This window comes from Inquilinus limosus (assembly GCF_051487185.1).
Classification (GTDB): Bacteria; Pseudomonadota; Alphaproteobacteria; order DSM-16000; family Inquilinaceae; genus Inquilinus; species Inquilinus limosus_F.
The window spans coordinates 165,054-188,798 of sequence record NZ_JAHVDK010000012.1; the positions used below are offsets into that span (position 1 = coordinate 165,054).

Sequence of the window (23,745 nt, forward strand, 5' to 3'; positions counted from 1 at the left end):
CCTGCACTGCCGGATCAGAGCGGCCCGCGCTCCCACGGGCCGGTGATCGCGAAGGTGATGCCCGGGCTCTGGACATTGACGAACAGGGTCGGGCCGTCCGGGCTCCAGCAGGCGCCGCAGAACTCACTGTCGCGGTAGTCGCCCTCGGCGATGGTCTTGCCGGCGCCGGCGATCTGGCTCGCGGTTAGCTCGACATTGTTCTTCAGCAGGTAGAAGGGCGCGCCGCGACGGGTCAGGCCGACCAGCCGCGTGCCGGGGCCGAAGGCGTCGGGGCTGCCGTCCGGCGCCGCATCCGGGTCCTCGCACAGCACCACGCCGCCGCGCGGGCTGACGGTGATGTTGTCGGGGTTGTGCGCGGCGATCTGGCTCTCGCTGACGAACAGGGCCCGCAGGCGCTGCGAGGCGAGGTGCAGCACCCAGACCGCGCCGTAGCCGCGGCCCCGGCGGCCGCTCGGCTCCACCCCGGTGCTGGTGTCGACGATGAACATCATGCCATCGGCATAGAAGATGCCTTCGCCGCGGCTCATGCGCAGCGCGCCCTGGGCCCAGCCCTGCGCGAACGGGCCGCTGAGGGTCTCGCCGGCGCCGATGTCGGGGAAGTCCGTCGGCGCGGCGACGGCGTCCATGTCCGGCTCGCGGATGTCGATCCATTCGAGCTCGTACTCGTCGCCGATATGCGCGACGACGAGGTCGGCGTTGGGCCGGCGGCGCGCCCGCGCCATCTGCAGCCGGCCGCCATGCTCCAGCGATCCCGGCCGGCCGGAGCGGTCGTCGGGGATGAAGCGGTACAGCCCCGCCTTGTTGCGGTCATCCTCGGTCAGATAGACGATGCCGGTGCGCGGATCGATCGCCACCGCCTCGTGGCTGAAGCGGCCCATCGCCACCAGCGGGCGGCCGGTGGTGCGCTCGGCCTCCGGATGCACTTCGAAGACATAGCCGTGCCGGCGGCCGGCGCTGGACAGGGCGTTGGTCTTGACCTCCTCGCAGCTCAGCCAGGTGCCCCAGGGCGTCGGGCCGCCGGCGCAGTTGACCAGCGTGCCGGCGAGACTGGCCTCGGCCGTCTGCCACTTGCCGTCGCGGAAGCGCAGCGTGGTGGTGCCGCCGCCGGCGCGCTGGCCGGTGGTGCCGATCGTCCCGGTGTCGTAGGTGCCGGGGGCGCTGATCGGGGTGGCGGAGGCGCTGACCTCATGATTGCGGATCAGCACCAGTTCCGGGTCGCGGCCGTGACCACGCCCGCGGCCGTGCCAGCCGCCCCAGCCGAACCGCCCGCGGTCGGCCATCACCGCCATGCCGTCATGGCGGGCGGGGACGGGCTGGCCGTCGGCCATGCGGTCGCCGGTCCAGGCGAAGGAGCTGTAGCTGAAGCCCGGCGGCAGCAGCAGCAATGGCAGGCCCGTGCTCTGGTCGGCCACGGGGGCGAGCCCGCCATAGGGGCTCGGCACCGGGGCGGTCCAGTTCTCGCCCTTGGCGGCGGCCTGGGCCTGGCGCAGCGACAGCGCGCCCAGGCTGTCCATCACGCCCAGGGCCACGGCGGCGGCGCCACCCTGAAGGACGAGTCGACGGGAGGTGGGAAGGGACATCGTTGCTGGCTCCTGCTGGCTGTCCGTCGACCTGGGCCGTCCGAGCCATGCCGGCCGGCGAACGCCTGAGGATGGCTGTCCCCAAGTCAATGGAATCACTGACGGAGCGAGCTATAGCCGAGATAAGATAAACTTTTGTTAAGGAGACGTGGTCTCGGGAAAAGAAATAGCGTGGATATCTTCTCAGATATTTCAGATTTGTTTCGCAGGCTCGTCGGCCATCATCCCATCCGCGGCCGCCCTGCGGCGGTGGCGGTGACGGTGCTTTCGACGAACAGGTCGAGGCCGCCGGCCATCGTCACCACCCGGTCGGCGCGGGTGACGGTCACCGCCACCTCCCGGCCGCCGGCCTCGCGCGCCAGGACCTCGGCCCGGCCGCACGCCTCGGCCTCGGCATGGGCGGCCGCCTCCTCCAGGCTGCCGAAGGTGCGGAGGCCGCCCGGGGCATGGACGCGGAAACGGCCTTCCTCCGGCGCGGTGATGGTGACCGTCGCCCGCTGCAGCACGCCGCTGGCCACCGCGCCGATCGCGTTGGTGACGCCGGCATGTTCCGGCACCACGCATTCGGTGCCGAGCCGCCGGGCGATCTCCGGGTAGTAGGTCGCGGCCGAAGCGCCGATCCCGACCAGCGGCAGGCCGAGGGCGAGGGCAGGGCGCAGCAAGGTGGAGACGGGGGCATCGCCCGCCACCGCCCGGCGGGGCAGCAGGCCGCGCGCCTCCCGCGCCGGCTCGACGACGCCGTCGCGGGCCAGCGCCGCCTCGACCAGCGCCAGGGCGCTGTCCCCGGTCAGCCGCTCCAGCACCGCCCGGGCGAAGACCTCGGCATCGGCGGGCGGTGTCCAGCCCGGCTCGGCCGGGCGGCGGGTCCATAGGGTTGCGCCCAGCAGCGCCGCCTCGCGCGACCAGCCGCCATGCAGCCCCAGAACATGCGCCGCGTCGGTCGGGGTGAAGCCGGACAGGATCACCAGCCCGCGCGCCACCAGCCGCTCCAGCGGCCGGTCGAGCAGGTGGCTGGTCAGCACCGCCTCCAGCGGCTGCGGCCCGTCGGCCAGCGCGTCCCAGATCCGCCGCTCCTGCGGCGACAGCGTGTCGGTGTCCAGCGCCCGCAGGCGCAGGGCGAAGCGGCCGTCCAGGCTGGTGCCTTCAGCGCGCTCGGCCTGGCGGCGCAGCGCCACCAGCATCTCCGGATGCTGATGCGCCAGCAGGCTCAAGGGCACCGACCGGCGCGGCCCGACGGCGAGGCCGATGCCGGGCTCGACCCGCACCTCGCTGTCGCCGCCCAGGCCGAAGGTGCGGATTTCCACCGCCTCGACCATGGTACGCCAGCCGCCGACCTGGGCGCCCTCGCGGCTCAGGAGGGGCAGGCCGTCCTTCAGGATGGCGATGTCGGTGGTGGTGCCGCCGATATCCGAGACGAAGCAGTCCTCGCGGCCGGTCAGCCAGCGGGCGCCGACCACGCTGGCGGCGGGGCCGGACAGCACGGTCTCGACCGGCCGGGCCAGGGCGAAGCGGTCGGCGATCAGCGACCCGTCGCCCTTCACCACCATCAGCGGCGCTGCGATGCCGCGGGCGTCCAGCCGGCCACGCACCGCCCGGATCAGCGACGCGGTCAGCGGGATCAGCCGGGCGTTGAGCAGGGCGGTCAGGGCCCGCCGCGGCGCGTCGAGGCCGGAGGTCAGCTCATGGCCGCAGGTCACGGGCTTGCCGGTCAGGTCGCGCACCAGGTCGCGCACCGCCTGCTCATGCGCCGGGTTGCGCACGGCGAAATAGCCGGCGACGGCGAAGGCGGTGACGGAAGGGGCGTGGCGCAGGATGGCGGCGCGGGCCGACTCGAGGTCCAGCGGCGCCTGCTCCTCGCCCGACGGATGGTGGCCGCCGGAGACGGCGACGACCGGGTCGCCGCCGATCGCGGCGCGCAGCCCGGCGCGGTCCAGCGCCGCTTCGGGATAGCCGATCAGGATCAGGCAGGCCGGGTTGCCCTGGCCCTCGACCACGGCGTTGGTCGCGAGGGTGGTGGACAGGCCGACGAAGCCGATCTCAGCAGGGTGCTGCTCCAGCACCGCGTCGATCGCGGCGCCGATGCCCAGCGCCAGGTCGTGCTTGGTGGTCAGCCGTTTGGCGGCGGCGACGACGCCGCGGTCCGGGTCGAACAGGACCGCATCGGTGAAGGTGCCGCCGGTGTCGATGCCGAGGGAAAGGGACAAGATGAACCGCGCCGGAAGTATCGCCTCCGATTAGGACAAGACGTCCCGCACGGCAAAGCTTTTCGGCATGCGACGAGGAAGGATCCATCAGCGGCCGGCAGCTACGCCGCGTCCTCGCCCGCCAGGCTGTCCGCATCGTCGAGATCGGCGTCGAAATCGACCAGGTCGTAGCCCTCGCCGTCCGAAGCCTCGGCCTCGAAGGCCACGTCCGGCAGGTCCATCAGCAGGGACAGCACCTCGCCGGCGGCGGCGATCCGGTCGAACTCATCCCCGGCCGGCGGATTGCGGCTGGCGGCCAGGCAGTGCAGCACTTGGCGCAGCATCCAGCGCTCCCGGGGTGGCGGGGCATCGGCCTCGGACCAGGTGTCGCGGACATCCCGAAGCCGGCACAGAATCTCGGCCGCGTTCTGCCGCAGGGCGAGGATCTCGTCGCGTCGGCTGGCCGGCGCCGTCCTCGGGAAGGTCCTGGGCGTCGTCGATGGAAGGGCCGTATCGTCAGCGAATTGAATGACGGACATGACACCATCCTCCCCCGAGCCAATGCGCTGCATATATGCATGACTATATACCTATAAAGTAGGGTATTTTATATAATTTGCAAGTGGTCCATTTGGATGGGGATGCGCCGGTCGGCGCGGGCGAAGCGATCCGGGTGAAGGGCGGCTCAGCCGCCCTTCACCGCGCCAGAGGTCAGGCCGGCCACGATCTGCTTCTGGGCGATCACGGTCAGCACCAGCACCGGCAGCACCACCACCAGCGCCGCGGCCGAAAGCGGCCCCCAGCTCACCTGCTCGAAGGTCAGCGAGTTGTAGACCGCGACCGGCAGGGTGCGGGTGGTGCGGCCGGCCAGCACGATGCCGAAGACGAAATTGTTCCAGGAGAAGATGAAGGACAGCAGCAGCGCCACGGTGATGCCCGGCCGGGTCAGCGGCAGCACAACGTGCCGGAACACCTGCCAGCGGTTGGCGCCGTCGATCCGCCCGGCCTCCTCCAGCTCGATCGGCAGGGCCTCGAAATAGCTGATCAGGACCCAGATCACGATCGGCAGGGTGATCACCAGATGGGTGATGATCTGCGGCCACAGCGTGCCCATCAGCCCCAGCCAGCGGAACATCAGGAACAGCGGGATCAGGTAGCTGAGGCCCGGCGTCATGCGCGCGATCATCACCACCACGGCCATCTTCGTCGCCCTGGCCCGGGCGATGCCGTAGGCGGCCGGCGCGCCGATCATCAGGCCGATCAGCGTGGCGCTGCCGGTGACGATCAGGCTGTTGATGAAGTAGCGGCCGAAGGAGTTCTCGGCGAAGACCTGGGCGTAGTTGCTCCACGCGAAGCTGGTCGGGATCAGCACCGGCGGATAGCTGATGTTGTCGACCTCGGGCTTCAGCGACAGCGACAGCATCCACAGGAAGAACAGCAGCGCCGGCGAGACGATCACCAGCACGGCGAAGATGAGGCCGGCGCGGCGCAGGGTCTTGGCAAGGGGGCGGGGCATGCTCGACCTCCTCACGTCGCGGCCAGCTTGGCGCGCTGGCGCAGCCACAAGAGCGCCAGCGACATGGCGACGACGATGGCGAAGAAGACCACGGCGACTGCCGAGCCGTAGCCGATATCGTAGAAGCTGAAGGCCTGGGTATAGAGATAGATGTTGATCGTCTCCGACGCCGTGCCCGGGCCGCCCTGGGTGATGGCGTAGATGATGTCGAAGCTCTTCAGCGCGTCGATCGAGCGGATGATCACCGCCACCATCAGGAAGGGCGAGATCATCGGCAGGGTCAGGTAGCGGAACTGCTGCAGCCAGGTGGCGCCGTCGATCTGGGCGCTCTCATAGGGCTCGGCCGGCAGGGCGGACAGCCCGCCCAGCACGATCAGCATGACCAGCGGCGTCCACTGCCAGGTCTCGACCAGCACCAGCGAGGGGATCACCGTCGCCTGGTCGAACACCCAGAGCGACGGCGGCAGCCCGACGAGGCTGAGCAGGTAGTTCAGCACGCCGAGCTGCGGATGGAACATCATGGTCCAGACGAGGGCGATGGCGACCGGGGTCGCCATCATCGGCATGATCACGATGCCGCGGGCCAGGCCGCGCAGCGGGAAGCGCTCGTTGAACACCAGCGCCGCCGCGAGGCCGAGGATCAGCGGCAGGAGCACGGAGAGGACGGTGTAGACCAGGGTGTGCCACACCGCCTCGCCGAAGCGGGCGTCGGCGAACAGGCGGGCATAGTTGTCGAGGCCGATGAAGCCGCCGGCGCCGGTGGCCTGCCAGTCGTGCAGGCTGACCCAGCCGGTGAAGGCCCAGGGGAAGACGATCACCGCCCCGACCACCAGCACCGCCGGCAGGATGAAGGGCAGGTAGGTGCGCAGGGTCGGCGCGACGGCGTTCGGCCGCCGTGCCCGCACCCAGCGCCGCCGGCCCGCCCCGGCGTCCGCGGCCCCGATCACGCTCGCCCGCATGTCCCCTCAGGCCTCGCTCTTGTCCAGGATCGGCTTGAACTGCTCGGTCGCCTTGGCCAGCTCGGCCGCCGGGTCGGCCCCGCCGGCGATGTTGGTCAGGGCGATACCGAAGATGTCGCGGAACTCGGTGACCGGCACGATCACCGGCAGGCCGAGCTTGCTGATCTTGGCCGAGCCGGAGACGGCGTCGATCCAGTCTGGCGGCAGGGCCACACCCTTGCGCACCTCGGCATCGTCCAGGATCGAATTGCGGAACGGCACGCCCGAGCCGCTCTGCAGCAGGTCGGCCTGCACCGTGCGCGACACCGCCCACTGGCAGAACAGGAAGGCGGCCTCCTTGTTCTCGCTGGCCGCCGCGACACCGATGCCGTCGCCGAAGGTGGCGGAGGCCTGCGCCTTCGGGCCCTTCGGCATGACGCCGTAGCCGACCTTGCCGACCACGCGCGACAGCTTCGGGTCCTCCAGCGGCTTGGCGAAGCCGACGCCGTCCAGCCACATGCCGATCTTGCCCTGCAGGAAGGCCGACTGGCACTCGTTCCAGTTGAAGCCGGTGACGCCGGGAGGAGCCGCCTTGGTCAGCAGGCGCTGATACAACTTCGCCGCCTCGACCGCGCCGTCGGAAGTGGTGGCCAGGCTGCGGTCGTCGCCGACCGGGGCGACGCCGTTGCCGAGCATGAAGGAGGTCCAGACCGGGACATTGGCGTTCTTCATGCCGCGGGCGACGAAGCCGTAGGTGCCGGCGGCCGGGTCGGTCAGCGCCTCGGCGGCGGCGACCAGCTCCTCGAAGCTGCTCGGATACTTCAGCCCCTTGGCCGCGAACAGCTCCTTGTTCCAGTAGACGATCCAGTAGTCGACGCTCAGCGGCAGGCTGCCGACCGCGCCATCCGCGGCGGTGGCATAGGCCAGGCCGGCGCTGGAGAAGTCGTTCAGGCTCAGGCTCGGATCGGCGAGGGACGGGTCGGCGAGGAACGGCCGCAGGTCGGCCAGCCAGCCGCCCTTCTCGAACATCCGCTTCTGCACGTGGTAGCTGAGATGGATGACATCGAAGCTCGGCGCGCCGCTGTTGAACTCGACCACCGCCTTCTGCCGCTGCTGCTGCTCCGGCGTCTGCTCCAGCCCGACATCGATGCCGGTCAGGTCGGTGAACTCCTTCAGGTTCCGGGCGATGGTCTCGCTGCGCGGGCTCTTGACCAGGTTCACCTCGATATGGGTGCCCTCGTACTTCTTCCAGTCCGGCGCGGCCCAGGCCGGACGGATGCGGGGCAGGGCGCTGGCCGCGGCCGCCGCTGCGGTGCCGGCCAGAAGCGAGCGGCGGCTCAGTCTCGAAAAGAGTCCCATCATGTCCTCCCTTGCTTGGTTGGGCCGGGCGGGGCCGGCTGTTCATGCCAGATGACGCTATAGCCCGAGGGCGCGGTTGCGGGCATTGGCAATGTGCGCGGTCATCGCCTCGGCGGCGCGGACCGGGTCGCGGGTGGCGATCGCGTCGATGATGCCGAGATGCTCGCGCATCACCGGCACCACGAGCCCGGCGATGCCGGTCAGCTCGCGCCGGATCAGCCGGATCTTGATCGAGTTGACGCGATAGGCCTTGGAGATGATCTCGTTGCCCAGCGCGTCGATGATGGTGTCGTGCAGCCCCCAGTCGGTGGCCTGGGCGTCGTCGACGACCTGCTGGGTTGCGCCTTCGCGCTCGACCCGCGCGATGATCGCCTCGTGCTGCGCCCGCAGCGCCGCGAGGTCCGCATCGGTCACGGTGCGGGCGAAGGCGGCGGTCGCCTCCTTCTCCAGGAACAGCCGGAACTGGTAGGCATCGCGGATCATGGTCAGATCGATGTGCATGATCTGCATGCCCCGCTGCGGCACGGTCTTGATCAGCCCTTCGGCCTCCAGCCGCGGCACCAGCTCCCGGATCGCGCCGAGCGGCATCTGGGTCAGCGCCACCAGCTCGCGCTGGGAGATGAACTGCCCGGCGCGCAGGTTGTTGGCCAGAAGATGCTGCGTGAAGCTGTCATAGGCCCGTTCGCGCAGCTTCAGCGGCTCGCGCTCGTCGCTGATGCTCATCCGGCCGCCGCCCTGGCCGTGAACAGGCTCTCCGCCACGGCGCCCAGCCGCGCCGCCTCGGCCGGCGACAGGGGCTGCAGCGGCGCACGGGTGGCCAGCCAGGCCAGGTCGCCGCTGCGCTGCGCCACCAGCGCCTTGACCGCGGGGATCACCGGATAGGCCAGCAGCGCCTCGACCAGGCGGAGGATGCGGTCGTTCTCGCGCCCGTCCCGCACCATCGGCAGCATCGCCTCGGGGTAGATGTTGGCGATGCCGGAGATGGCGCCCTGGCCGCCCAGCCGGACCGCGGCGGCGAGGCAGCGCTCATCGCCGATCAGGATGGCCAGGTCGCGATGCGCCGCCAGCAGGGCCTGGGCATAGTCCCAGTCGCCGGAGGAATCCTTGACGCCGCGGATCACCTCGGGGAAGGCGGCGCGCAGCCGGCCGACGAGGTCGATCGAGAGCGGCACCTGGGTGACGCTCGGGATATGGTAGAGGATGACGCCGCGGGCGGCGGTGCCCAGCTGCTCGAACACCCGGGCGAACCAGGCGAACAGGCCGTCGTTGCCGACCCCCTTGAAGTAGAAGGGCGGCGGCAGCAGCAGCGCATCCGCCCCGAAATCCAGCGCCAGCCGCGCCTGCGCCACGGCGTCCTCGGCCGAGGAGGCGGCGATGCCGCCGACCAGCTGCCGCCCCTCGATGCCGGCGCCGGCGAAGGCGCCCAGCACCTGCTCGCGCTCGGACAGGGAGAAGGCCGCGCCCTCGCCGGTGGTGCCGAAGGCGGTGACGGTGCGGCAGCCATGGGCCAGGCACCAGCGCGCATGGGCGACGAGGCGCGGAAAGTCGACATGGCCGTCCGGCCGGAAGGGGACGGTCAGGGCCGCGGAAAGGCCGAAACGCTCGCCTGGCTGGGACACGTCCAACTCCCTGTCGTCGGCCACGCGAGCTCAGCGCGCGGCCAGTGATGTCGATCTGACATGTCAGTCGTAGCGCGCCTGTCCACAAGCGTCAATATGTCGAACAAAAGATCGAAGGGAGCAGGGCAGATCACCTCTTCCGGCACGCGGGAAAGGCAGGACGTTCCGGCTCATGACCAGGGGAGGGGGCGCCACAGAAGTGGCGCTCAGCTGCTGTCCAGCTTCGCAGGCACGGGTGGCGGACGGACGTCGTCGAGCTCGTCCGCCTGTGAAGGCCAGCCGTCTCCGGTGTCGGGATTCACAGCAGTGATGTCCATGCCAGCGTCGGGCGGATTGCCGGAGGCGTTGTCGTTGGCCCCGGCGACATCGTCCCAGCCCTGCGGCAGACGGCTCGGGTCCAGCCGGCGGCCGAGCCAGCGGCAGACCTCCCGCACGAATTCACCGGCCGACAGGGTGTCGAGCTGCACGTCCAGAACCTCGTCCTCGGTCAGCCGTTCCCACACCTCCTCCCGCAGGCGTTCGGTCTCCTCGGGGGCGACGGCCTCGCCGGCCGCGTCGAGATCCGCGGCCTCGGCGGCCGCGACCGCCTCGGCCACGGCCTTGACCGCCTGCTCCCGCCGCCGGCGGCGGCGCTCCAGCGCCCCCGACTCCGTGGCCTCGGCCCGGCGGTGCAAATAGTCGCCGCGGATCCGCTCGGCCATGGCGATCGACAGCCGGATCGAGCGGGACAGGCGCGACTGCATCAGCGGGAAATCCGGCGGCTCCTCCGGCCCTGCCAGGGTGGTCGACTGCTGCTGCCGCTCGGTCAGCCGCTTGCAGCGGATGTCGATCTCGACCACTTCGCGCAGCTTCTCCAGCGCCCATCCCGTCCAGTTCAGGTCGGGATCGCGGGTCTCGCCTGCGTCGCGATCGGTCTGCGCCATCTCCATGGAACATATCATGAACAAATATGCGGGTTAACGCAACCGGAACATTCTGTCCGCTACGCGACCAGCGAGACGGTCGTCAGCAACACCAATCCGTGCCGGTTCAATGTTATCAGTGGGATATAGCCGGGCGCGGGCTTTGGCAGAGCGCTGATGGTCCGGAATGGGCGGAAGCGGACCTGACGGGTTCCGCCGCAAGTGCCGTGCCGCTGACAGCAAGGGTGACGAGCGGTCACCGCACCGGGCTACCGAAAGCGGACCCGCCCGGATTCGACCCTTTTCGGCGTCAAGGTATGTGCATATTAATCTGGCACTCGGCTGGGAAGTGTCGCGGCTCGGCTGCTGTATGAGTGACTGCAAAGAATATCTGTCCAAAGGCGAGTTGACGCATGGCTCAAAACAAGAATCAGCATTATGTTCCTCGCTGCTATCTAGATACATTCTCTGTTAACAACAATCGAAAATCGATAAATGCTTTTAGAATTGTAGACGGACATAAGATAAAAAATGCGCCGATTAAAGGGCAGTGTGCAAAGGCGTATTTTTATGGAAAAGATCTAGCTTTGGAAAAGTTCTTACAATTACCAGAAGGCGAGTACGCCACCGTCGTAAGAGAAATGTTGTCTCCAAAATTCTCTCTCGATCCGCGACACATCGATGTGCTTAAACGCTTCTGGCTATTGCAATTCCACAGAACGGACGCCGCATCTCGTCGAACGGCGATGATGATGGCAGATCAAGATGATATCGTATTCCGTGGGAATACTCCGCCAGAGCGGCAAATGTCGGAGCAGGACATATTGCACATGGGCGTCAGAGTCTCGATGAGAAGCTTAAATGTAATAGAAGATCTGAAGACATGCCTAATTCGAAATGCGACAAAGATGCCGTTTATAACATCGGATGATCCCGCCATTCTCACAAACAGATGGTACAACCAAAATAAGTTAGCCAAGGGTCTTTCTTATGGAGTGGGAAATTATGGTACATTATTAATGCTTCCCTTATCTCCATCTGTTTACTGCGTCATTTATGATGGGGATGTTTACAATATATCTAACTCTGCTGGCTGGGTTGTTGTTGACAGGATTTCTGATGTGACGGCCCTCAATCAATTCCAAGTTATAAAATGTCAATCGACACTATATTTTGACAACTGGGAAAAAATTGATTACATGCAGCAGTTATGTGATAACTATATTTCCCTTCGGCCCGAAAAGCGCCATGAAATCATAAAGCTGATTTTGGCATATACAGATGAAAATGGAGAGCACTATAAGCCATTCGATGAATCGGAGTGGGACAAATCGAAGCCTCTCATTTTGCATGCCAGAACACATGAAGGGCGGCCGAGCCGGTGGCCCTCGTTTATTAGATTTCGTACTAATCCAAAAATCTATACGAATGGCTCGGGTGTTGGCTTTGCGAGAAGGGCGGTGATCGAGAGTGAGTTCATGGGACTCGGGGGATTTCATCTAATATGATGAATATCATCAGCTACCCTTTGCGTCGGCCCATGCCTCTAACGGATTTGAATCGTCGGGGATGTCGCTTCAGAGGAGCCAACAGAACCTCTGATCGGCCGCATCGAGCCGGCTGCGGACCACGCAAAAAGGCACGACCTCTCGCTGCGCCTCATGACCGCTCAAGGTCGTATGCGCTCGGCAGGCCATAGCCATAGACTCAGCGGATCAGAGTAAGTGGCGCATGAGAACCAGGTGTTTGGTCCCGGCATTTGGCGGAGTGAGTTGGGCCTGAATCGCCGGGGCTCATTGTCCAGATCTTGCTGGTACACTCGTAGAATGTGAGGCCGGTGAGGGTTTTGAGGCGGCGCCCGGCAGCCCTCAGAGCCCTTTTGGAATGCTACTGGCGAGGCCGTCTGACGGCGGTTTCTCCGCTTCCGGTGCTCACGGACTCCATGTCCGCTGCGCTCCGGTTCTCGAAACCACCGCCAGCCGACTCACGCCAGCGCATTTCCAAAAAGGGCTCTCAGGTCTTCGCCAACTCCGGCAGGGCCGCGCGGATGCGGGCGATGTGCTCCGGACCGATGCCGCAGCAGCCGCCGACCAGGGTGGCGCCGAGCCCGACCCAGCGGCGGATCCAGCCGAGATAGCTGTCGGGGTCGAGATCGGCCCGCAGCTCCGACAGGCCCTCATTGGCCGTCGCGTCCTCCGGCTGGGGCGGGAAGGCGTTGGCGTACACCCCGATCCGGGCCAGCGACCGTGCCTCGCCGATGATCCGGGCCGCCACGACGATGGCGTCGCCCATCACCTCGGGCTGGCTGCAGTTGAACAGCACCGCCTCGGCGCCGAGATCGAGCGCCGCCTGCACCGCCTCCTCGACCGGCTCGCCCGAGCGCAGCCGCGGCATCCCCGGCTCGGGCCGTTCGTCCTCGACGGTATAGGAGATCCACAGCGGCTTGCCGCGCCCGGCCACGGCGGCCGCCGCCGCGGCGACCTCGCGGATCGAGCTTTGGGTCTCGGCCAGCCAGAGATCGACATGCGGCGCCAGCCCGTCGACCAGGACCCGGGCGATCTCCGGCGCGCGCTCCGGCTCGAACACGTCGGGGCGGTAAGATCCGAACAGTGGCGGCAGCGATCCCGCCACCCGCACCGGGGCGGCGGCCGACTGCGCAGCCTGGCGCGCCAGCCGGCCCGACAGGTCGGCCAGCGCCTGCCCCTGCGCGGCAAAACGGTCCTCGCCGATGTGGAAGGGCACCAGCGCGTAGCTGTTGGTGGTGATCACCTCGGCCCCGGCGGCGATGAAGGCCGCATGCGCCGCCTGCACCGTCTCCGGCGCCTTCATCAGCGCCAGCGCCGACCATTCCGGCTGCCGGAACGGCGCTCCCATCCGGGCGAGTTGCCGTCCCATGCCGCCATCCAGCAGCGCCACGCCGAGTCCTGACATGTCGAATCCATCGGTTCCGTTCGGGAGGTGACACTGACGCTTCGGCACCCCCGCCGCCAACACAAACTGACGGCCGAAATTATTGACCCGTCATGGCGAGCCCCGCAGGGGCGTGGCCATCCAGCGGCTCGATCTCTGGATGGCCACGGCGCTCCGCGCCTCGCCATGACGGGAAGGGGCTGAAGAGGCGATCTCAAGGACACTGGTACGGCTCATCTTCCGCATCCTGGGGAGCCTCAATCACTTCGGCGCGGTCGCCGGACCCTGCGGGCCGGCCTGGACCAGGCCCATGCCCATGGCCAGCCATACCAGATGGGCGTCGGTGCGCGCACCGACCTTGGCCTTGATCTGATAGTGGTAGTTGCGGACGGTCTTGAGGCTGAGATGCAGCGAGACCGAGATCTCCTCATCCGACCAGCCCGAGGCGAGGAGGCGGAGGATCTCGGCCTCGCGCGGGCTGAGCTCGTCCAGCGGAGAGCTCGGCCGGGAGAGGCGCTCGGCGGCGATCTCCTGGGCCACGTCGTCGCTCATGGCCCGGCCGCCCCGGGCCACGACCGCGACCGAGTTGACCAGCTCGGCGGCGTCGCTGCCCTTGGTGACGTAGCCCGCGGCGCCCGCCTCGAACGCCTTCAGCGCGAAGCCGGCGCCGCTGTGCATGGTGAAGACGAGGATGCGGGCGTCGCGGTCCCACTGCCGGATGTGCCGCAGCGCCTCGATCCCGCCGACGCCCGGAAGCGACAGGTCCATGACCACGACGTCGGGCTTCGTCCTCTGATAGGCCTGGTAGGCGGACACGGCGTCATGGGCCTCCGCCACCACCCGGTAGCCCGGCGTGCGCTCCAGCAGCCGCCGGTAGCCTTCCCGCACGATGGGATGGTCGTCGACCAGCAGGATGGTGAGCTCGGTCACGCCGGAACCGCCGCAGCCGTTGTCTCCGCGGCGGGCATCAGGGGGATCAGGGCCGCGACACGGACGCCCCAGCGCGCCTGGCTGATCGACAGGCTGCCGCCCAGCGCCGCCACCCGCTCGCGGATGCCGAGAAGGCCGTAGCCCGGCGCCCAGTTCAGCCGGGCCAGGGTGCCGCCGCCATCATCCTCGACGCTGACGGCAACGGCGTCGCGTCCCTCCGCATCGACCCGCTGCACCTGCAGGCGGACATCGCGCGGCTTGCCGTGGCGGGCGGCGTTGGTCAGGCATTCCTGAGCGATGCGGTAGATGCTGAGGCTGGTCGCCTCGGGCAGCCCGGCAAGGCTGCCGACGATGTCGAGATGGAAGGCCGCCCGTCGGTCCTTCTGCGCGTTCCACCCGGCGACGAGCCGGGCCAGGCTGGCCTCCAGGCCGAGCTCCTCCACCTCCTGCGACCGCAGCCGGGCCAGGGCGCCGCGCAGCGTCGCCGCCATCCGCTTGCTGGTGTCGCGGATCGAGCGCGCATCCTTCGCGATCTCCGGCCGGTCCGCCGCCTCCATCTCGATCACGGTGGCCAGGGCGCCGACGGCGGCGAGGCATTGGCCGAACTCGTCATGGAGGTCTCGCGCCAAAGCCCGGCGCTCCTCCTCCTGCACCTGGAACAGGCGGTTGGTCAGCGCCACGCGCTGCGCCGTGGTCTCGGCCAGGCGGGCGGTCAGGTCGTTGACGGCGCGGGAGATCCGGTCGAACTCCGCCGTCCCGTAGCGGGGCAGGCGGTAGCTGTAGTCGCCGCGCTCCAGGCGGCGCAGCCCGGCGATGATGGTGCGGGCCGGCATCAGCGAATGGCCGATGAACAGGGCGGCGAGGATGCCGATGCCGGCGGCGAGCAGGGCGGCGACGCTCAGCACGACGGCGATCTGATGCCAGGCCTGGCGGACCGCGGCGCCCCGATCCGGCTCGGCGGTGACGACGCCGGCCAGAGGCTGCCGCGCGGACAGAGGCCGCTCGGTGCGGGAATAGGGGCCGAAGACGTGGTCGTAGAAGGCCCGGAACCAGACCGGCGCCGGAGCGCCGATCGCCTCCAGCTGGCTGCACAGGCGCCGCGGCGCCTCATCGCCCGGGGAGAAGGTCACGCAGACGCCCGGCGAGATGACCTTCATCGTCGCCATCGTCTCCCAGTCCGGCGGCGGCACCAGGTGCTCGCGGCGAAGCCCGCCGCGCCACAGCAATTCGCGCCAGTAGAGGGTCTCCAGGGCGCCGGCGACCCGGTCGGCGGAGGCCGCCGCCTCCTTCTCGATGGCGCGGTGCGTGTCGACCAGCACCCAGCCGACGGCGCAGGCCAGGCAGACCAGGACGACGCCGGCGAGGCGCAAGACGAGATGAACGAATAGGTTCATTTTTCGCTCTCGTCCGAATGGATCTTGCTCATCCTGACCGTCCGGTCCCCGGCTGGCAAGCGCACCGGCCCGGGCCGGCCGCCCTGCGGCGCAGTTCGGGCATATTGCCCAAAGCGGCTCGGGATCGATGCCCAGGCCTTCCGCCCGGCCCAGCCGATACGCTCCGCAACCGTTGCCGTGAGCCGTCGGAGCCTCCTGCATGAGCGAGCGCAGAGTCGAATTGCCCGGGCGCGATCCGCTGCTGCCCTGGCTGATCTTCACCGGCGTCAGCCTCTTCGCCTTCGTCCTCTTGTGGTATTTCGGCCTGATCGGGCGGATGGTCGCCAGCGACCCGACCTATATCTCGTCGATCATCTCGCTGCTCTATGTCGCGAGCAGCCTGCACTGCCTGTGGCGCGTCCTCGTCATCTCGCGGGAGGGCGATGCGGCCGTGCAGACGGCCCGGGCCGTCGCCAGCGCGGGGAGGGGGATGCTCGAGCCCGCCGGGGAGGGGCTGCCGCCCGGCCTGGTCTCGGTCCATATCCGCGATCTCGTCACCAAGGCCGCGCGGCAACGGGGCGAGCGCCTGGACCAGACGCTGCTGCTGCGGGTCCTCGCCAGCCGGCTGCGCGGGTCGAACGCGTTCGGCGCCTTCGCCAGCGACGCCCTGATGAAGCTCGGCCTCCTGGGCACGATCATCGGCTTCATCATGATGCTGGCGCCGATCGCCGGGCTGGATACCGAGAACCGGGAGGCGGTGCGGTCGTCGATGTCGCTGATGAGCGACGGCATGGCGGTCGCCATGTACACGACGCTGGTCGGGCTGGTGGGCTCGATCCTCCTCAAGATCCAGTATTCGTTCCTGGACAGCGCCACGGCGAAGATCTTCGCCTTTGCCGTCGATCTCACCGAGGTGCATGTCGTCTCGGCGCTCGAAGGCCGCGCGGCCGCCGCCGAATGATCGACGATTTCGACCTCCTGCCGCGCGACGAGGCCTTCGACCCGTTCAGCGTCGTGCTGTTCAAGGCCCTGCAGATCCTGGCCTTCCTGTTCTTCATCGTGCTGCTGATCGTCGCGCCGGAGGCGAAGACCGGGAAGGTCGACAGCAAGGCCGAATTCCTGATCAGCCTGGATTGGCCGGACAACCATCCCGACGATTTCGACATCTTCGTCCAGGATCCGCTCGGCAACATCGTCTGGTTCCGCCGGCGCGAGGCCGGCTTCATGCTGCTGGACCGCGACGACCGCGGCGGCCTCAACGACTTCGTCCTGGTGAACGGCAAGAAGGTGCCGACGGCGACCCGGCAGGAGCTGGTCAGCATCCGCGGCATCGTGGCCGGCGAGTACACGGTGAACGTCTATCACTTCACCGCGCTGACCGGTCAGAAGGTGCCAGTGACGGTGACCGTACAGAAGCTCAATCCGGTCGTGACGATCGTCGCCAAGGAGACGGTCGAGCTGGACCAGGGCGGGGCGGAGAAGACCGCCGTGCGCTTCACCCTGGACGCGACAGGCGCGGTCACCGAAACCAGCCACATCGCGCGATCAATCCTGCAGACCTTCCACAACAGCTGGCGGAACGGCGGATGATGTCGCTGCAGATGAATGTTCTCTGCCTGTCGCTGGCCTATGTGCTGCTGAGCACGCTGCTGCTCGTGGTGATGATCTGGCTGCCGATCCGGCGGCTGCTCAAGATCGCCGCGATCGCTGCGGCCAGCGTCTTCTATGTCGTGGTCTTCTTCGCGACGCAGGGCCTGCTCGGCTGGTCGGCGCCGGTGGCGGTGCCGGGCCGCTTCCAGGTGCTGTGGACCCGTGTCCTCGAGCCGAACCCGGCCCGCGGGGAGCCCGGCGCCATCCATCTCTGGCTGGAGGAGCTGGACGACGCCAACCTGCCGAGCGGCGTGCCCAGGGCCTATCTCCTGCCTTACTCGCGGGAGCTTGCCGGCCGGGTGTCGGCGACGCAGGCGGAGATCGAGAAGGGGAATCTGCAGGGCGGCCGGTCTCAGTATTTCGGCAATCCGTCGCATGTTGGCGGCTTGGCCGGCGTCGTGAATACCGGCGCGCCGCCGGGAGGCGACCCCTCCGGCGGCGGACTGCTCGACCCGGAGTTCCTCGGCGGCCAGTCCAAATCGGTCGAGCTGGTCCCCCTGCCGAAGCCGGTGCTGCCGCGCAAGGATATCCCTTGATCTCAAAATAGCTGGAGCCCGCTCCTTTCTTGTCCCCCCTCCCCTTGCGGGAGGGGGGTAGGGGGAGGGGTCTGTGCGCGTCCGCGCGCGAACGGGCAAGGGACAGGCTTCGCCGTCGGGACCGGATCGCGAAAGATTAGACCGGTCCTGGACGTCGAAAACCCCCTCCCCCTACCCCCCTCCCGCGAGGGGAGGGGGGACTCATTTTGTTCACGTCACAAGCCTTCGAGACGGTCAAGCGAGACGGTCACGCCGGCCAGTCGACGATGTGGTACTCGTACTCGTCCTCCTCAACCTCGGTCTCGGAGATCACCTTGCCGCGCACGCTGATGCCGGCGATGTGCACCGTCTCCGGGTCGCCGGAGACCAGCGGATGCCACCAGTACAGGTCGTGGCCCTCGGCCAAGAGGCGATAGGCGCAGGTCGAGGGCATCCAGCCGAGATGGTCGACATTCTTCGGCGTCAACCGCACGCAGTCGGGCACGTAGCGCCGGCGGGTCTTGTAGTGCGTGCAGCGGCAGCTCTGGGTGTCGAGCAGCTTGCAGGCGATGTCGGTGTAGTCGACATTCGGCGTGTCCGGCGGCTCGTCGGCGTCGCGCAGCTTGTGCAGGCAGCAGCGGCCGCAGCCGTCGCACAGCGACTCCCACTCCGCACGGGTCATCTGGTCCAGGCGCTTGCGGCGCCAGAAGGGTTCGACTTCGGTCACGATCGGGCGATGGGCGGCAGCGGCGCCGGCCGCACCGCCTCGAAGGCGCGGGCGGCGCGCAACACCAGCGCATCCTGGAACATCGGGCCGACGATCTGCAGGCCGATCGGCAGGCCCGACGCGGTCAGGCCGCAGGGCACGCTGGCCGCCGGCTGCTGCGTCAGGTTGAAGGGGTAGGTGAGGGGCGTCCAGTCGGCCCAGGTCGAGCCGTCCGGCGCCGTCGGCAGGTTCTGCCCGGCGGCGAAGGCCGGGATCGGCAGGGACGGCATCAGCAGCAGGTCCCAGTCCTGGTGGAACCGGTTCATCTGCACGCCCAGCCGGCCGCGCGCCAGCGTCGCCTTGGTGTAGTCGAGCAGCGGGATTGCCGCCCCCTCTGCCGCCACGGCGCGCAGGCCCGGGTCGATCAGCGCGTGCTTCTCCTCGGGGATCGAGGCCAGCAGCGTGGCCGCGCCGACGAACCAATGGGCGCGGAAGATGGGGCCGGTGTCGGGCAGGTCCAGCGTCACCGTCTCGACCCGGGCGCCGAGGTCGGCGAAGACCTCCACCGCCTGGGCAACCGACGCCGCGACCTCGGGGTCGACCGGGGCGCCGTCCAAGGTCGGGGCGTAGGCGATGCGCAGGCCGCGCACGCCGTCCTCCAGCCCTTCGGTGAAGTCGGTCACCGGGAAGGGCAGGGCGGTCCAGTCGCGCGGGTCGGGCCGCGCCATCACCGACAGCATCAGCGCCGCGTCGCGCACCGTGCGGGTCATCGGCCCGATATGGGCGACCGTGCCGAAGGGGCTCAGCGGATAGGCCGGCACCCGGCCGAAGCTGGGCTTAAGGCCGAAGACGCCGGTGAAGCCGGCCGGGATGCGGATCGACCCGCCGCCGTCGGTGCCGATGTTCAAGGCCGCCATGCCGGCGGCCGCCGCCACCGCGGCGCCGCCGGAGGAGCCGCCGGGCGTCTTCGTCGGGTCCCAGGGGTTGCGGGTGATGCCGGTCAGGGCCGAATCGGTCACGCCCTTCCAGCCGAATTCCGGCGTGGTGGTGCGCCCGACCAGCACCGCCCCGGCCTCGCGCAGCCGCGCCACCGACGGCGCGTCCTGGTCCCAGGGGCCGGCCGGGTCGATCGTCTTCGACCCACGCAGGGTCGGCCAGCCGCGGGCCAGCACCAGGTCCTTGACCGAGGTCGGCACGCCGTCGATCGGGCTCAGCGGCCGGCCGTCGCGCCAGCGCGCCTCGGACTGGCGCGCCGCCGCCAGCGCCTCCTCGGCATAGACGCCGCAGAAGGCGTTGAGCTGCGGGTTCAGGCGCTCGATCCGGGCGAGGCAGGCCTGCACCGCCTCGACCGGGGACAGGTCGCGGGCGGCGTAGAGGCTGGACAGCTCGGCTGCCGACAACAGGGCCGGATCGGTCACGCAGGATCTCCTGGGTCGCGGGGCAGGGCGGCGCACTGGGCACCGCGCCCCATCATCGCCGCCCACGCGATGCAATCAAGAGGCCGCCGCGGCTTCCGCCCGCGGCGCCAGCGCGCTATGGCTTGGCGGCCGGTAGAGAGGAGAGGCCCCGTGACCGCTGCGTCGATCGCCGTGATGACCGAGACCGCGATGGTGGTGCGCTTCGGCGAGACCATCGATCCCGCGATCGCCGATGCGATCCACGCCCTGACGGCCTCGCTGGAGGCCGATCCATTCCCCGGCTTCGTCGAGGCCTCGCCCGGCTTCGCCGCGCTGGCCGTGTTCTTCGACCCCGACGCCGTGCCGCGCGACCGCGACGAGCCGCCGGCGGCCACGGTGCAGCGGCTGCTGGAGGCGCGCCTCTCCAACCCCGGCCGGGCGGCCGCGGCGGAGCCCCGGCTGGTCGAGATCCCGGTCGCCTATGGCGGCGCCTTCGGCCCCGACCTGGCCGAACTGGCGCAGCATCACGGCCTGACCGAGGAGGAGGTGATCGCGCTGCATTCCGTCGGCGAATACCGGGTGCACATGATCGGCTTCAGCCCCGGCTTCCCCTTCCTCGGCGGCCTGCCGGACCGGCTGGCGACGCCGCGCCGCGCCTCGCCGAGGCTGAAGATCCCGGCCGGCACGGTCGCAATCGGCGGGCCGCAGACCGGGATCTATCCGATGGAATCGCCCGGCGGCTGGAACCTGATCGGCCGCACCCCGCTGGCCCTGTTCCTGCCGGAGCAGGAACCGCCCAGCCTGCTGGCCGCCGGCGACCGCGTCCGTTTCCGCCCGATCGGGGCCGACGAATTCCACGCCCTGGCCGGAGATGCGAAGTGACCATCGCCGTTCTCGAACCCGGCCTGCTGTCGACGGTGCAGGATCTTGGCCGCTTCGGCCATCGCCGCCACGGGGTGGTGGTCGGCGGCGCGATGGACCGGTGCTCGCACGCCGTCGCCAACATCCTGGTCGGCAACGACCCCGGCGCCGCCACGGTCGAGATGACGCTGATGGGCGCGGCGCTGCGCTTCGAGGCCGAGGCGCTGATCGCGCTGGCCGGCGGCGGCATGCGCGGCGCGATCGGCGGCGAGGCGGTGCCGGTGCGCCGGCCGGTGCTGGTGCCGAAGGGGGCGGAGCTGCGCTTCACCCCGACCAATATCGGCTGCCGCACCTATCTGGCGGTCGCCGGCGGCATCGCGGTGCCGCCGGTGCTGGGCAGCCGTTCGACCTATCTGCGCGCCGGGCTGGGCGGGCTCGGCGGCCGGGCGCTGCGGGCGGGCGACCGGCTGCCGGCCGGCGCGCCGTCGGCGCTGGGGGAACGGCTCGCCAAACTGCTGGCGGCGGAGCGGGGCGACGGGCCCTTCGCCGCCGCCGGCTGGTCCGCCGCCGCCGATCTCGACCCGTCGCTGCGGCGCTCGCCGCATGTCCGGGTGCTGCCCGGGCTGCAGGCGACGGCCTTCGACCGCGACAGCCTGGCCGCCTTCCATGGCGAGCGCTTCACCATCAGCCCGCGCTCCGACCGCATGGGCTATCGGCTGGACGGGCCGGAGCTGCGCCTGTCGCAGCCGCGCGACCTGCTGTCCGAGGCGGTGACCACCGGTACGGTGCAGGTGCCGCCGGAAGGCAAGCCGATCGTGCTGATGGCCGACGCCCAGACCACCGGCGGTTATCCCCGCATCGCCCAGGTGATCGATGCCGACCTGCCGGTGCTGGGCCAGCTGCGCCCCGGCGACATGCTGCGCTTCATCCCGGTCGGCCTGGCCGAGGCCGAGACGCGCCGCCGGCAGGCCCGGCTGGATCTGCGGCGCCTGGCCGCCGGGGTTGCGGTCCACGCCGGGATCTGACGGAGGGGACGAGATGCGCGCGAAGATCCGCGACACCGAGATCTGGTTCGACATCGACGGCGCTGGGCTGGTGCCGGACGGCGGCGTGATGCGGGAACGGCCGGTCGGATTCCTGATCCATGGCGGCCCCGGCTCCGACCACAGCGGCTTCAAGCCGAGCATGAGCCCGCTGTCCGAGCACATGCAGCTGGTCTATTTCGACCATCGCGGCCAGGGCCGCTCCGCCCGCGGCGATCCGGCGCGCTACACGCTCGACGAGAATGTCGAGGACATGGAGGCGCTGCGCCGCCATCTCGGCCTCGGGCCCATCGCCAGCATCGGCACCAGCTATGGCGGCATGGTCGCCATGGCCCATGCCGCGCGGTACCCGGAGGCGGTGTCGCATCTGGTGCTGATCGTCACCGCCGCGCATGCCGGTTTCATCCCGCGGGCGCAGCAGATCCTGCGCGAGCGCGGCAACGCCGATCAGGTCGCGGCCGGCGACCTGCTGTGGGCGGGCAGCTTCCGCAGCGAAGCCGATCTGGAGGCCTATTACGCGGCGATGGGCCCGCTCTACTCCCGCCGCTACGACCCGGTGGCGGCCGCGGCGACGCGCGGCCGGACGATCCACTCGCCCGAGGCGATCAACCGCGCCTTCGGCCCCGACGGCTTCCTGCGCCGGCTCGACCTGCGACCGGAGCTGGCGCGGATCACCGCGCCGACCCTGATCCTGGCCGGCCGTCACGACTGGATCTGCCCGCCCGAATTCTCCGAGGAGATCCACCGCCTGATCCCGGGCTCGACCCTGCGGATCTTCGAGAACAGCAGCCATTCGATCCGAATCGACGAGCCGGAGGCGTTGCGGGCCGCGATCGCTGGGTTCGTGGCGGATCGGTCATGAGGTATCTCATATACGTCTTCGCTGATCCGGGGGTACCTGGAGCATGCAAGATCGGCAAAGACGAGAGATGGCCGTCGCGCTACAGGCAAGCTCGCTGCCACTCACCACGCGGAATAGCCGTGGCCGCGGGTTTCAGCTTTCCAGCTAAAGAGGCTGTGTGTGCGGCGGAGGCGGCAATCAAGCGTGCGCTCGCTGGTTATCGGCGTGCCGGCGACGTCAACGAGTGGTTCGACCTGCCGCCAGGGGACGCGATCGAGCGTCTACAAGAAGCTGGGATTCTGCAGCCTCGGGACATATGCATCAGCCTGCCCCCGACATTGCCATCATCAGCCCGCCTCTACGACGATTGGCGGGAGCAGCGGGCGAAATACATCAATCTGCGCTGGCATCTATGGTTATTTGAGGAGCAGAGCCCTGAGCGGCACCTGAAGCTCTCGTATGGGGCCCTTTACGATACCGCTTACCATTATGCTTTTACCTACAACCCGTGGCCGGTTCGGTTGATAGCCGGCTTTGAGCACACTGACGGAGTGGCGGCGGAGACACCGGCCAACGCAGCACCAAATGTGGAGATCCGCCGCGCCTGGGAGCGCGTTCAGATCGAACTCGGCAATCCTGCCAGTGAACAAGTTGGCTGGCTCCGCCCAGGGACGTCACCGCGCCGCGTTGCTGACCACCTCGCTGCGTTCGGCATCCGCGCGTTCGCTCTGGACCGCCCGAAGCCACCCGGCGCACGGACCCGCGATCCGAGCGTGAGCTCAGTTGTCGCCATAGGACATGTCCCGCGATTGACCCGTGTCAGGCCGAGTTCGGAGATCTACAGGAGTTCGGTCTGAAAGCGCGTCACTGCGTGAGCAATGTTGAACGGCAGCCCTGACTTGGGAACGGTTGACACGGTCCCGCTCCGCCGGGTCATCTGCGGCCATGAATCCGGCCCGCCGCACCCTGCCGCTCCTGCTGCACCGCGCCCACAACGCCTATCTGCGGCTGCGCAAGCCGCTGACCCTCGGCGCCCGCATGGTGGTGCGGGACGGGGAGGGGCGCTTCCTCCTGGTTCATCACACCTACCGGCCCGGCTGGTTCTTCCCCGGCGGCGGGGTGAAGAAATGGGAGAGCTTCGAGGCCTGCGCCGTGCGCGAAGCACGCGAGGAGGCGGCGGTTGAGGTCGAATCGGTCGACCGGCTGTTCGCCGTCTATGCCCATTTCGACGAGCTGCGCTGCGACCATGTCGCGCTGTTCCTGGCCGACCGCTGGCGCCCCTCCGGCGGCCGCCTGTCCTTCGAGATCGCCGAGGCCCGCTTCTTCCCGGCCGACGACCTGCCGCGCGACATCCACGGCGCGACCCACCGCCGGATCCAGGAGATCCTCGGCCTCCGCAGCATCGACCCCGTCTGGTGACGA

Annotated in this window: 23 protein-coding genes; 9 read left to right on the top strand and 14 right to left on the bottom strand. The window is 69.0% G+C overall.

Annotation, left to right across the window (positions count from 1 at the left end; translation table 11 throughout):
• Positions 1 to 14 precede the first annotated feature (14 nt).
• From KXR53_RS15825 to KXR53_RS15865, 9 genes are all read right to left on the bottom strand, one after another.
• A complete protein-coding gene (locus KXR53_RS15825) occupies positions 15 to 1,580 on the bottom strand; it encodes an alkaline phosphatase PhoX (protein WP_437376191.1) in 1,566 nt (521 codons plus the stop codon).
• Positions 1,581 to 1,801: 221 nt separating this feature from the next.
• Positions 1,802 to 3,784: a hydantoinase/oxoprolinase N-terminal domain-containing protein gene (locus KXR53_RS15830; RefSeq protein ID WP_437376192.1), complete on the bottom strand. Its 1,983-nt coding sequence runs from the start codon at positions 3,782 to 3,784 to the stop codon at positions 1,802 to 1,804.
• 101 nt (positions 3,785 to 3,885) lie between these two features.
• A complete protein-coding gene (locus tag KXR53_RS15835; RefSeq protein ID WP_437376193.1) occupies positions 3,886 to 4,302 on the bottom strand; it encodes a hypothetical protein in 417 nt (138 codons plus the stop codon).
• A 146-nt stretch (positions 4,303 to 4,448) separates the two neighbouring features.
• Positions 4,449 to 5,279 (bottom strand): carbohydrate ABC transporter permease, encoded by an 831-nt coding sequence (locus KXR53_RS15840; protein ID WP_437376194.1) that lies wholly within the window; start codon positions 5,277 to 5,279, stop codon positions 4,449 to 4,451.
• A gap of 11 nt (positions 5,280 to 5,290) precedes the next feature.
• Positions 5,291 to 6,238 (bottom strand): carbohydrate ABC transporter permease, encoded by a 948-nt coding sequence (locus KXR53_RS15845; protein ID WP_437376195.1) that lies wholly within the window; start codon positions 6,236 to 6,238, stop codon positions 5,291 to 5,293.
• Between the two features lie 6 nt (positions 6,239 to 6,244).
• The gene (locus KXR53_RS15850; protein ID WP_437376196.1) at positions 6,245 to 7,576 is read right to left on the bottom strand and encodes an ABC transporter substrate-binding protein; all 1,332 of its coding nucleotides are present in this window, start codon (positions 7,574 to 7,576) and stop codon (positions 6,245 to 6,247) included.
• Positions 7,577 to 7,633: 57 nt separating this feature from the next.
• Entirely contained in the window at positions 7,634 to 8,299 is a 666-nt protein-coding gene (locus tag KXR53_RS15855) for a GntR family transcriptional regulator (RefSeq protein ID WP_437376197.1), read from the bottom strand.
• Entirely contained in the window at positions 8,296 to 9,195 is a 900-nt protein-coding gene (locus KXR53_RS15860; RefSeq protein ID WP_437376198.1) for a dihydrodipicolinate synthase family protein, read from the bottom strand. The genes KXR53_RS15855 and KXR53_RS15860 overlap by 4 nt, the downstream gene beginning before the upstream one ends.
• Before the next feature lie 206 nt (positions 9,196 to 9,401).
• The gene (locus tag KXR53_RS15865) at positions 9,402 to 10,124 is read right to left on the bottom strand and encodes a hypothetical protein (RefSeq protein ID WP_437376199.1); all 723 of its coding nucleotides are present in this window, start codon (positions 10,122 to 10,124) and stop codon (positions 9,402 to 9,404) included.
• A 386-nt stretch (positions 10,125 to 10,510) separates the two neighbouring features.
• On the opposite strand from KXR53_RS15865, the gene KXR53_RS15870 reads away from it, so the two are divergent.
• Positions 10,511 to 11,605, top strand: a complete 1,095-nt coding sequence (locus tag KXR53_RS15870) for a DUF4238 domain-containing protein (RefSeq protein WP_437376200.1) — start codon at positions 10,511 to 10,513, stop codon at positions 11,603 to 11,605.
• A 505-nt stretch (positions 11,606 to 12,110) separates the two neighbouring features.
• Here KXR53_RS15870 and KXR53_RS15875 read toward each other — a convergent pair.
• From KXR53_RS15875 to KXR53_RS15885, 3 genes are all read right to left on the bottom strand, one after another.
• Positions 12,111 to 13,028: a homocysteine S-methyltransferase family protein gene (locus KXR53_RS15875; RefSeq protein WP_437376201.1), complete on the bottom strand. Its 918-nt coding sequence runs from the start codon at positions 13,026 to 13,028 to the stop codon at positions 12,111 to 12,113.
• 240 nt (positions 13,029 to 13,268) lie between these two features.
• Positions 13,269 to 13,937: a response regulator gene (locus KXR53_RS15880; protein ID WP_437376202.1), complete on the bottom strand. Its 669-nt coding sequence runs from the start codon at positions 13,935 to 13,937 to the stop codon at positions 13,269 to 13,271.
• Positions 13,934 to 15,331, bottom strand: a complete 1,398-nt coding sequence (locus tag KXR53_RS15885) for a histidine kinase (RefSeq protein WP_437376203.1) — start codon at positions 15,329 to 15,331, stop codon at positions 13,934 to 13,936. Before KXR53_RS15885 ends, KXR53_RS15880 begins: the two co-directional genes overlap by 4 nt.
• 199 nt (positions 15,332 to 15,530) lie before the next feature.
• Between KXR53_RS15885 and KXR53_RS15890 the strand changes: the two genes are divergently transcribed.
• From KXR53_RS15890 to KXR53_RS15900, 3 genes are read left to right on the top strand one after another with little or no spacing between them, the layout of a single operon-like run.
• Positions 15,531 to 16,271: a MotA/TolQ/ExbB proton channel family protein gene (locus tag KXR53_RS15890; protein ID WP_437376204.1), complete on the top strand. Its 741-nt coding sequence runs from the start codon at positions 15,531 to 15,533 to the stop codon at positions 16,269 to 16,271.
• Positions 16,268 to 16,900, top strand: a complete 633-nt coding sequence (locus KXR53_RS15895; RefSeq protein ID WP_437376205.1) for a hypothetical protein — start codon at positions 16,268 to 16,270, stop codon at positions 16,898 to 16,900. The genes KXR53_RS15890 and KXR53_RS15895 overlap by 4 nt, the downstream gene beginning before the upstream one ends.
• Positions 16,897 to 17,496 (top strand): hypothetical protein, encoded by a 600-nt coding sequence (locus KXR53_RS15900; protein WP_437376206.1) that lies wholly within the window; start codon positions 16,897 to 16,899, stop codon positions 17,494 to 17,496. The genes KXR53_RS15895 and KXR53_RS15900 overlap by 4 nt, the downstream gene beginning before the upstream one ends.
• Positions 17,497 to 17,743: 247 nt before the next feature.
• Here KXR53_RS15900 and KXR53_RS15905 read toward each other — a convergent pair whose 3' ends face one another.
• Positions 17,744 to 18,202: a YcgN family cysteine cluster protein gene (locus KXR53_RS15905; protein ID WP_437376207.1), complete on the bottom strand. Its 459-nt coding sequence runs from the start codon at positions 18,200 to 18,202 to the stop codon at positions 17,744 to 17,746.
• On the bottom strand, positions 18,199 to 19,599 hold the full coding sequence (locus KXR53_RS15910; RefSeq protein WP_437376208.1) for an amidase: 1,401 nt from the start codon (positions 19,597 to 19,599) through the stop codon (positions 18,199 to 18,201). The genes KXR53_RS15905 and KXR53_RS15910 overlap by 4 nt, the downstream gene beginning before the upstream one ends.
• Positions 19,600 to 19,749: 150 nt before the next feature.
• Between KXR53_RS15910 and pxpB the strand changes: the two genes are divergently transcribed.
• From pxpB to KXR53_RS15935, 5 genes are all read left to right on the top strand, one after another.
• Positions 19,750 to 20,460 (top strand): 5-oxoprolinase subunit PxpB, encoded by a 711-nt coding sequence (gene pxpB, locus KXR53_RS15915; protein WP_437376209.1) that lies wholly within the window; start codon positions 19,750 to 19,752, stop codon positions 20,458 to 20,460.
• Complete coding sequence (locus tag KXR53_RS15920; protein ID WP_437376210.1) at positions 20,457 to 21,464, top strand: biotin-dependent carboxyltransferase family protein; 1,008 nt, start codon at positions 20,457 to 20,459, stop codon at positions 21,462 to 21,464. Before pxpB ends, KXR53_RS15920 begins: the two co-directional genes overlap by 4 nt.
• A 13-nt stretch (positions 21,465 to 21,477) precedes the next feature.
• Complete coding sequence (locus KXR53_RS15925; RefSeq protein WP_437376211.1) at positions 21,478 to 22,344, top strand: alpha/beta fold hydrolase; 867 nt, start codon at positions 21,478 to 21,480, stop codon at positions 22,342 to 22,344.
• A 119-nt stretch (positions 22,345 to 22,463) separates the two neighbouring features.
• Positions 22,464 to 23,180 carry a hypothetical protein gene (locus KXR53_RS15930; RefSeq protein WP_437376212.1) on the top strand — a complete coding sequence of 239 codons (717 nt, stop codon included), beginning with the start codon at positions 22,464 to 22,466 and terminating at the stop codon, positions 23,178 to 23,180.
• Between the two features lie 88 nt (positions 23,181 to 23,268).
• Positions 23,269 to 23,742, top strand: a complete 474-nt coding sequence (locus KXR53_RS15935; RefSeq protein WP_437376213.1) for an NUDIX domain-containing protein — start codon at positions 23,269 to 23,271, stop codon at positions 23,740 to 23,742.
• The last annotated feature ends 3 nt before the right edge of the window (positions 23,743 to 23,745 follow it).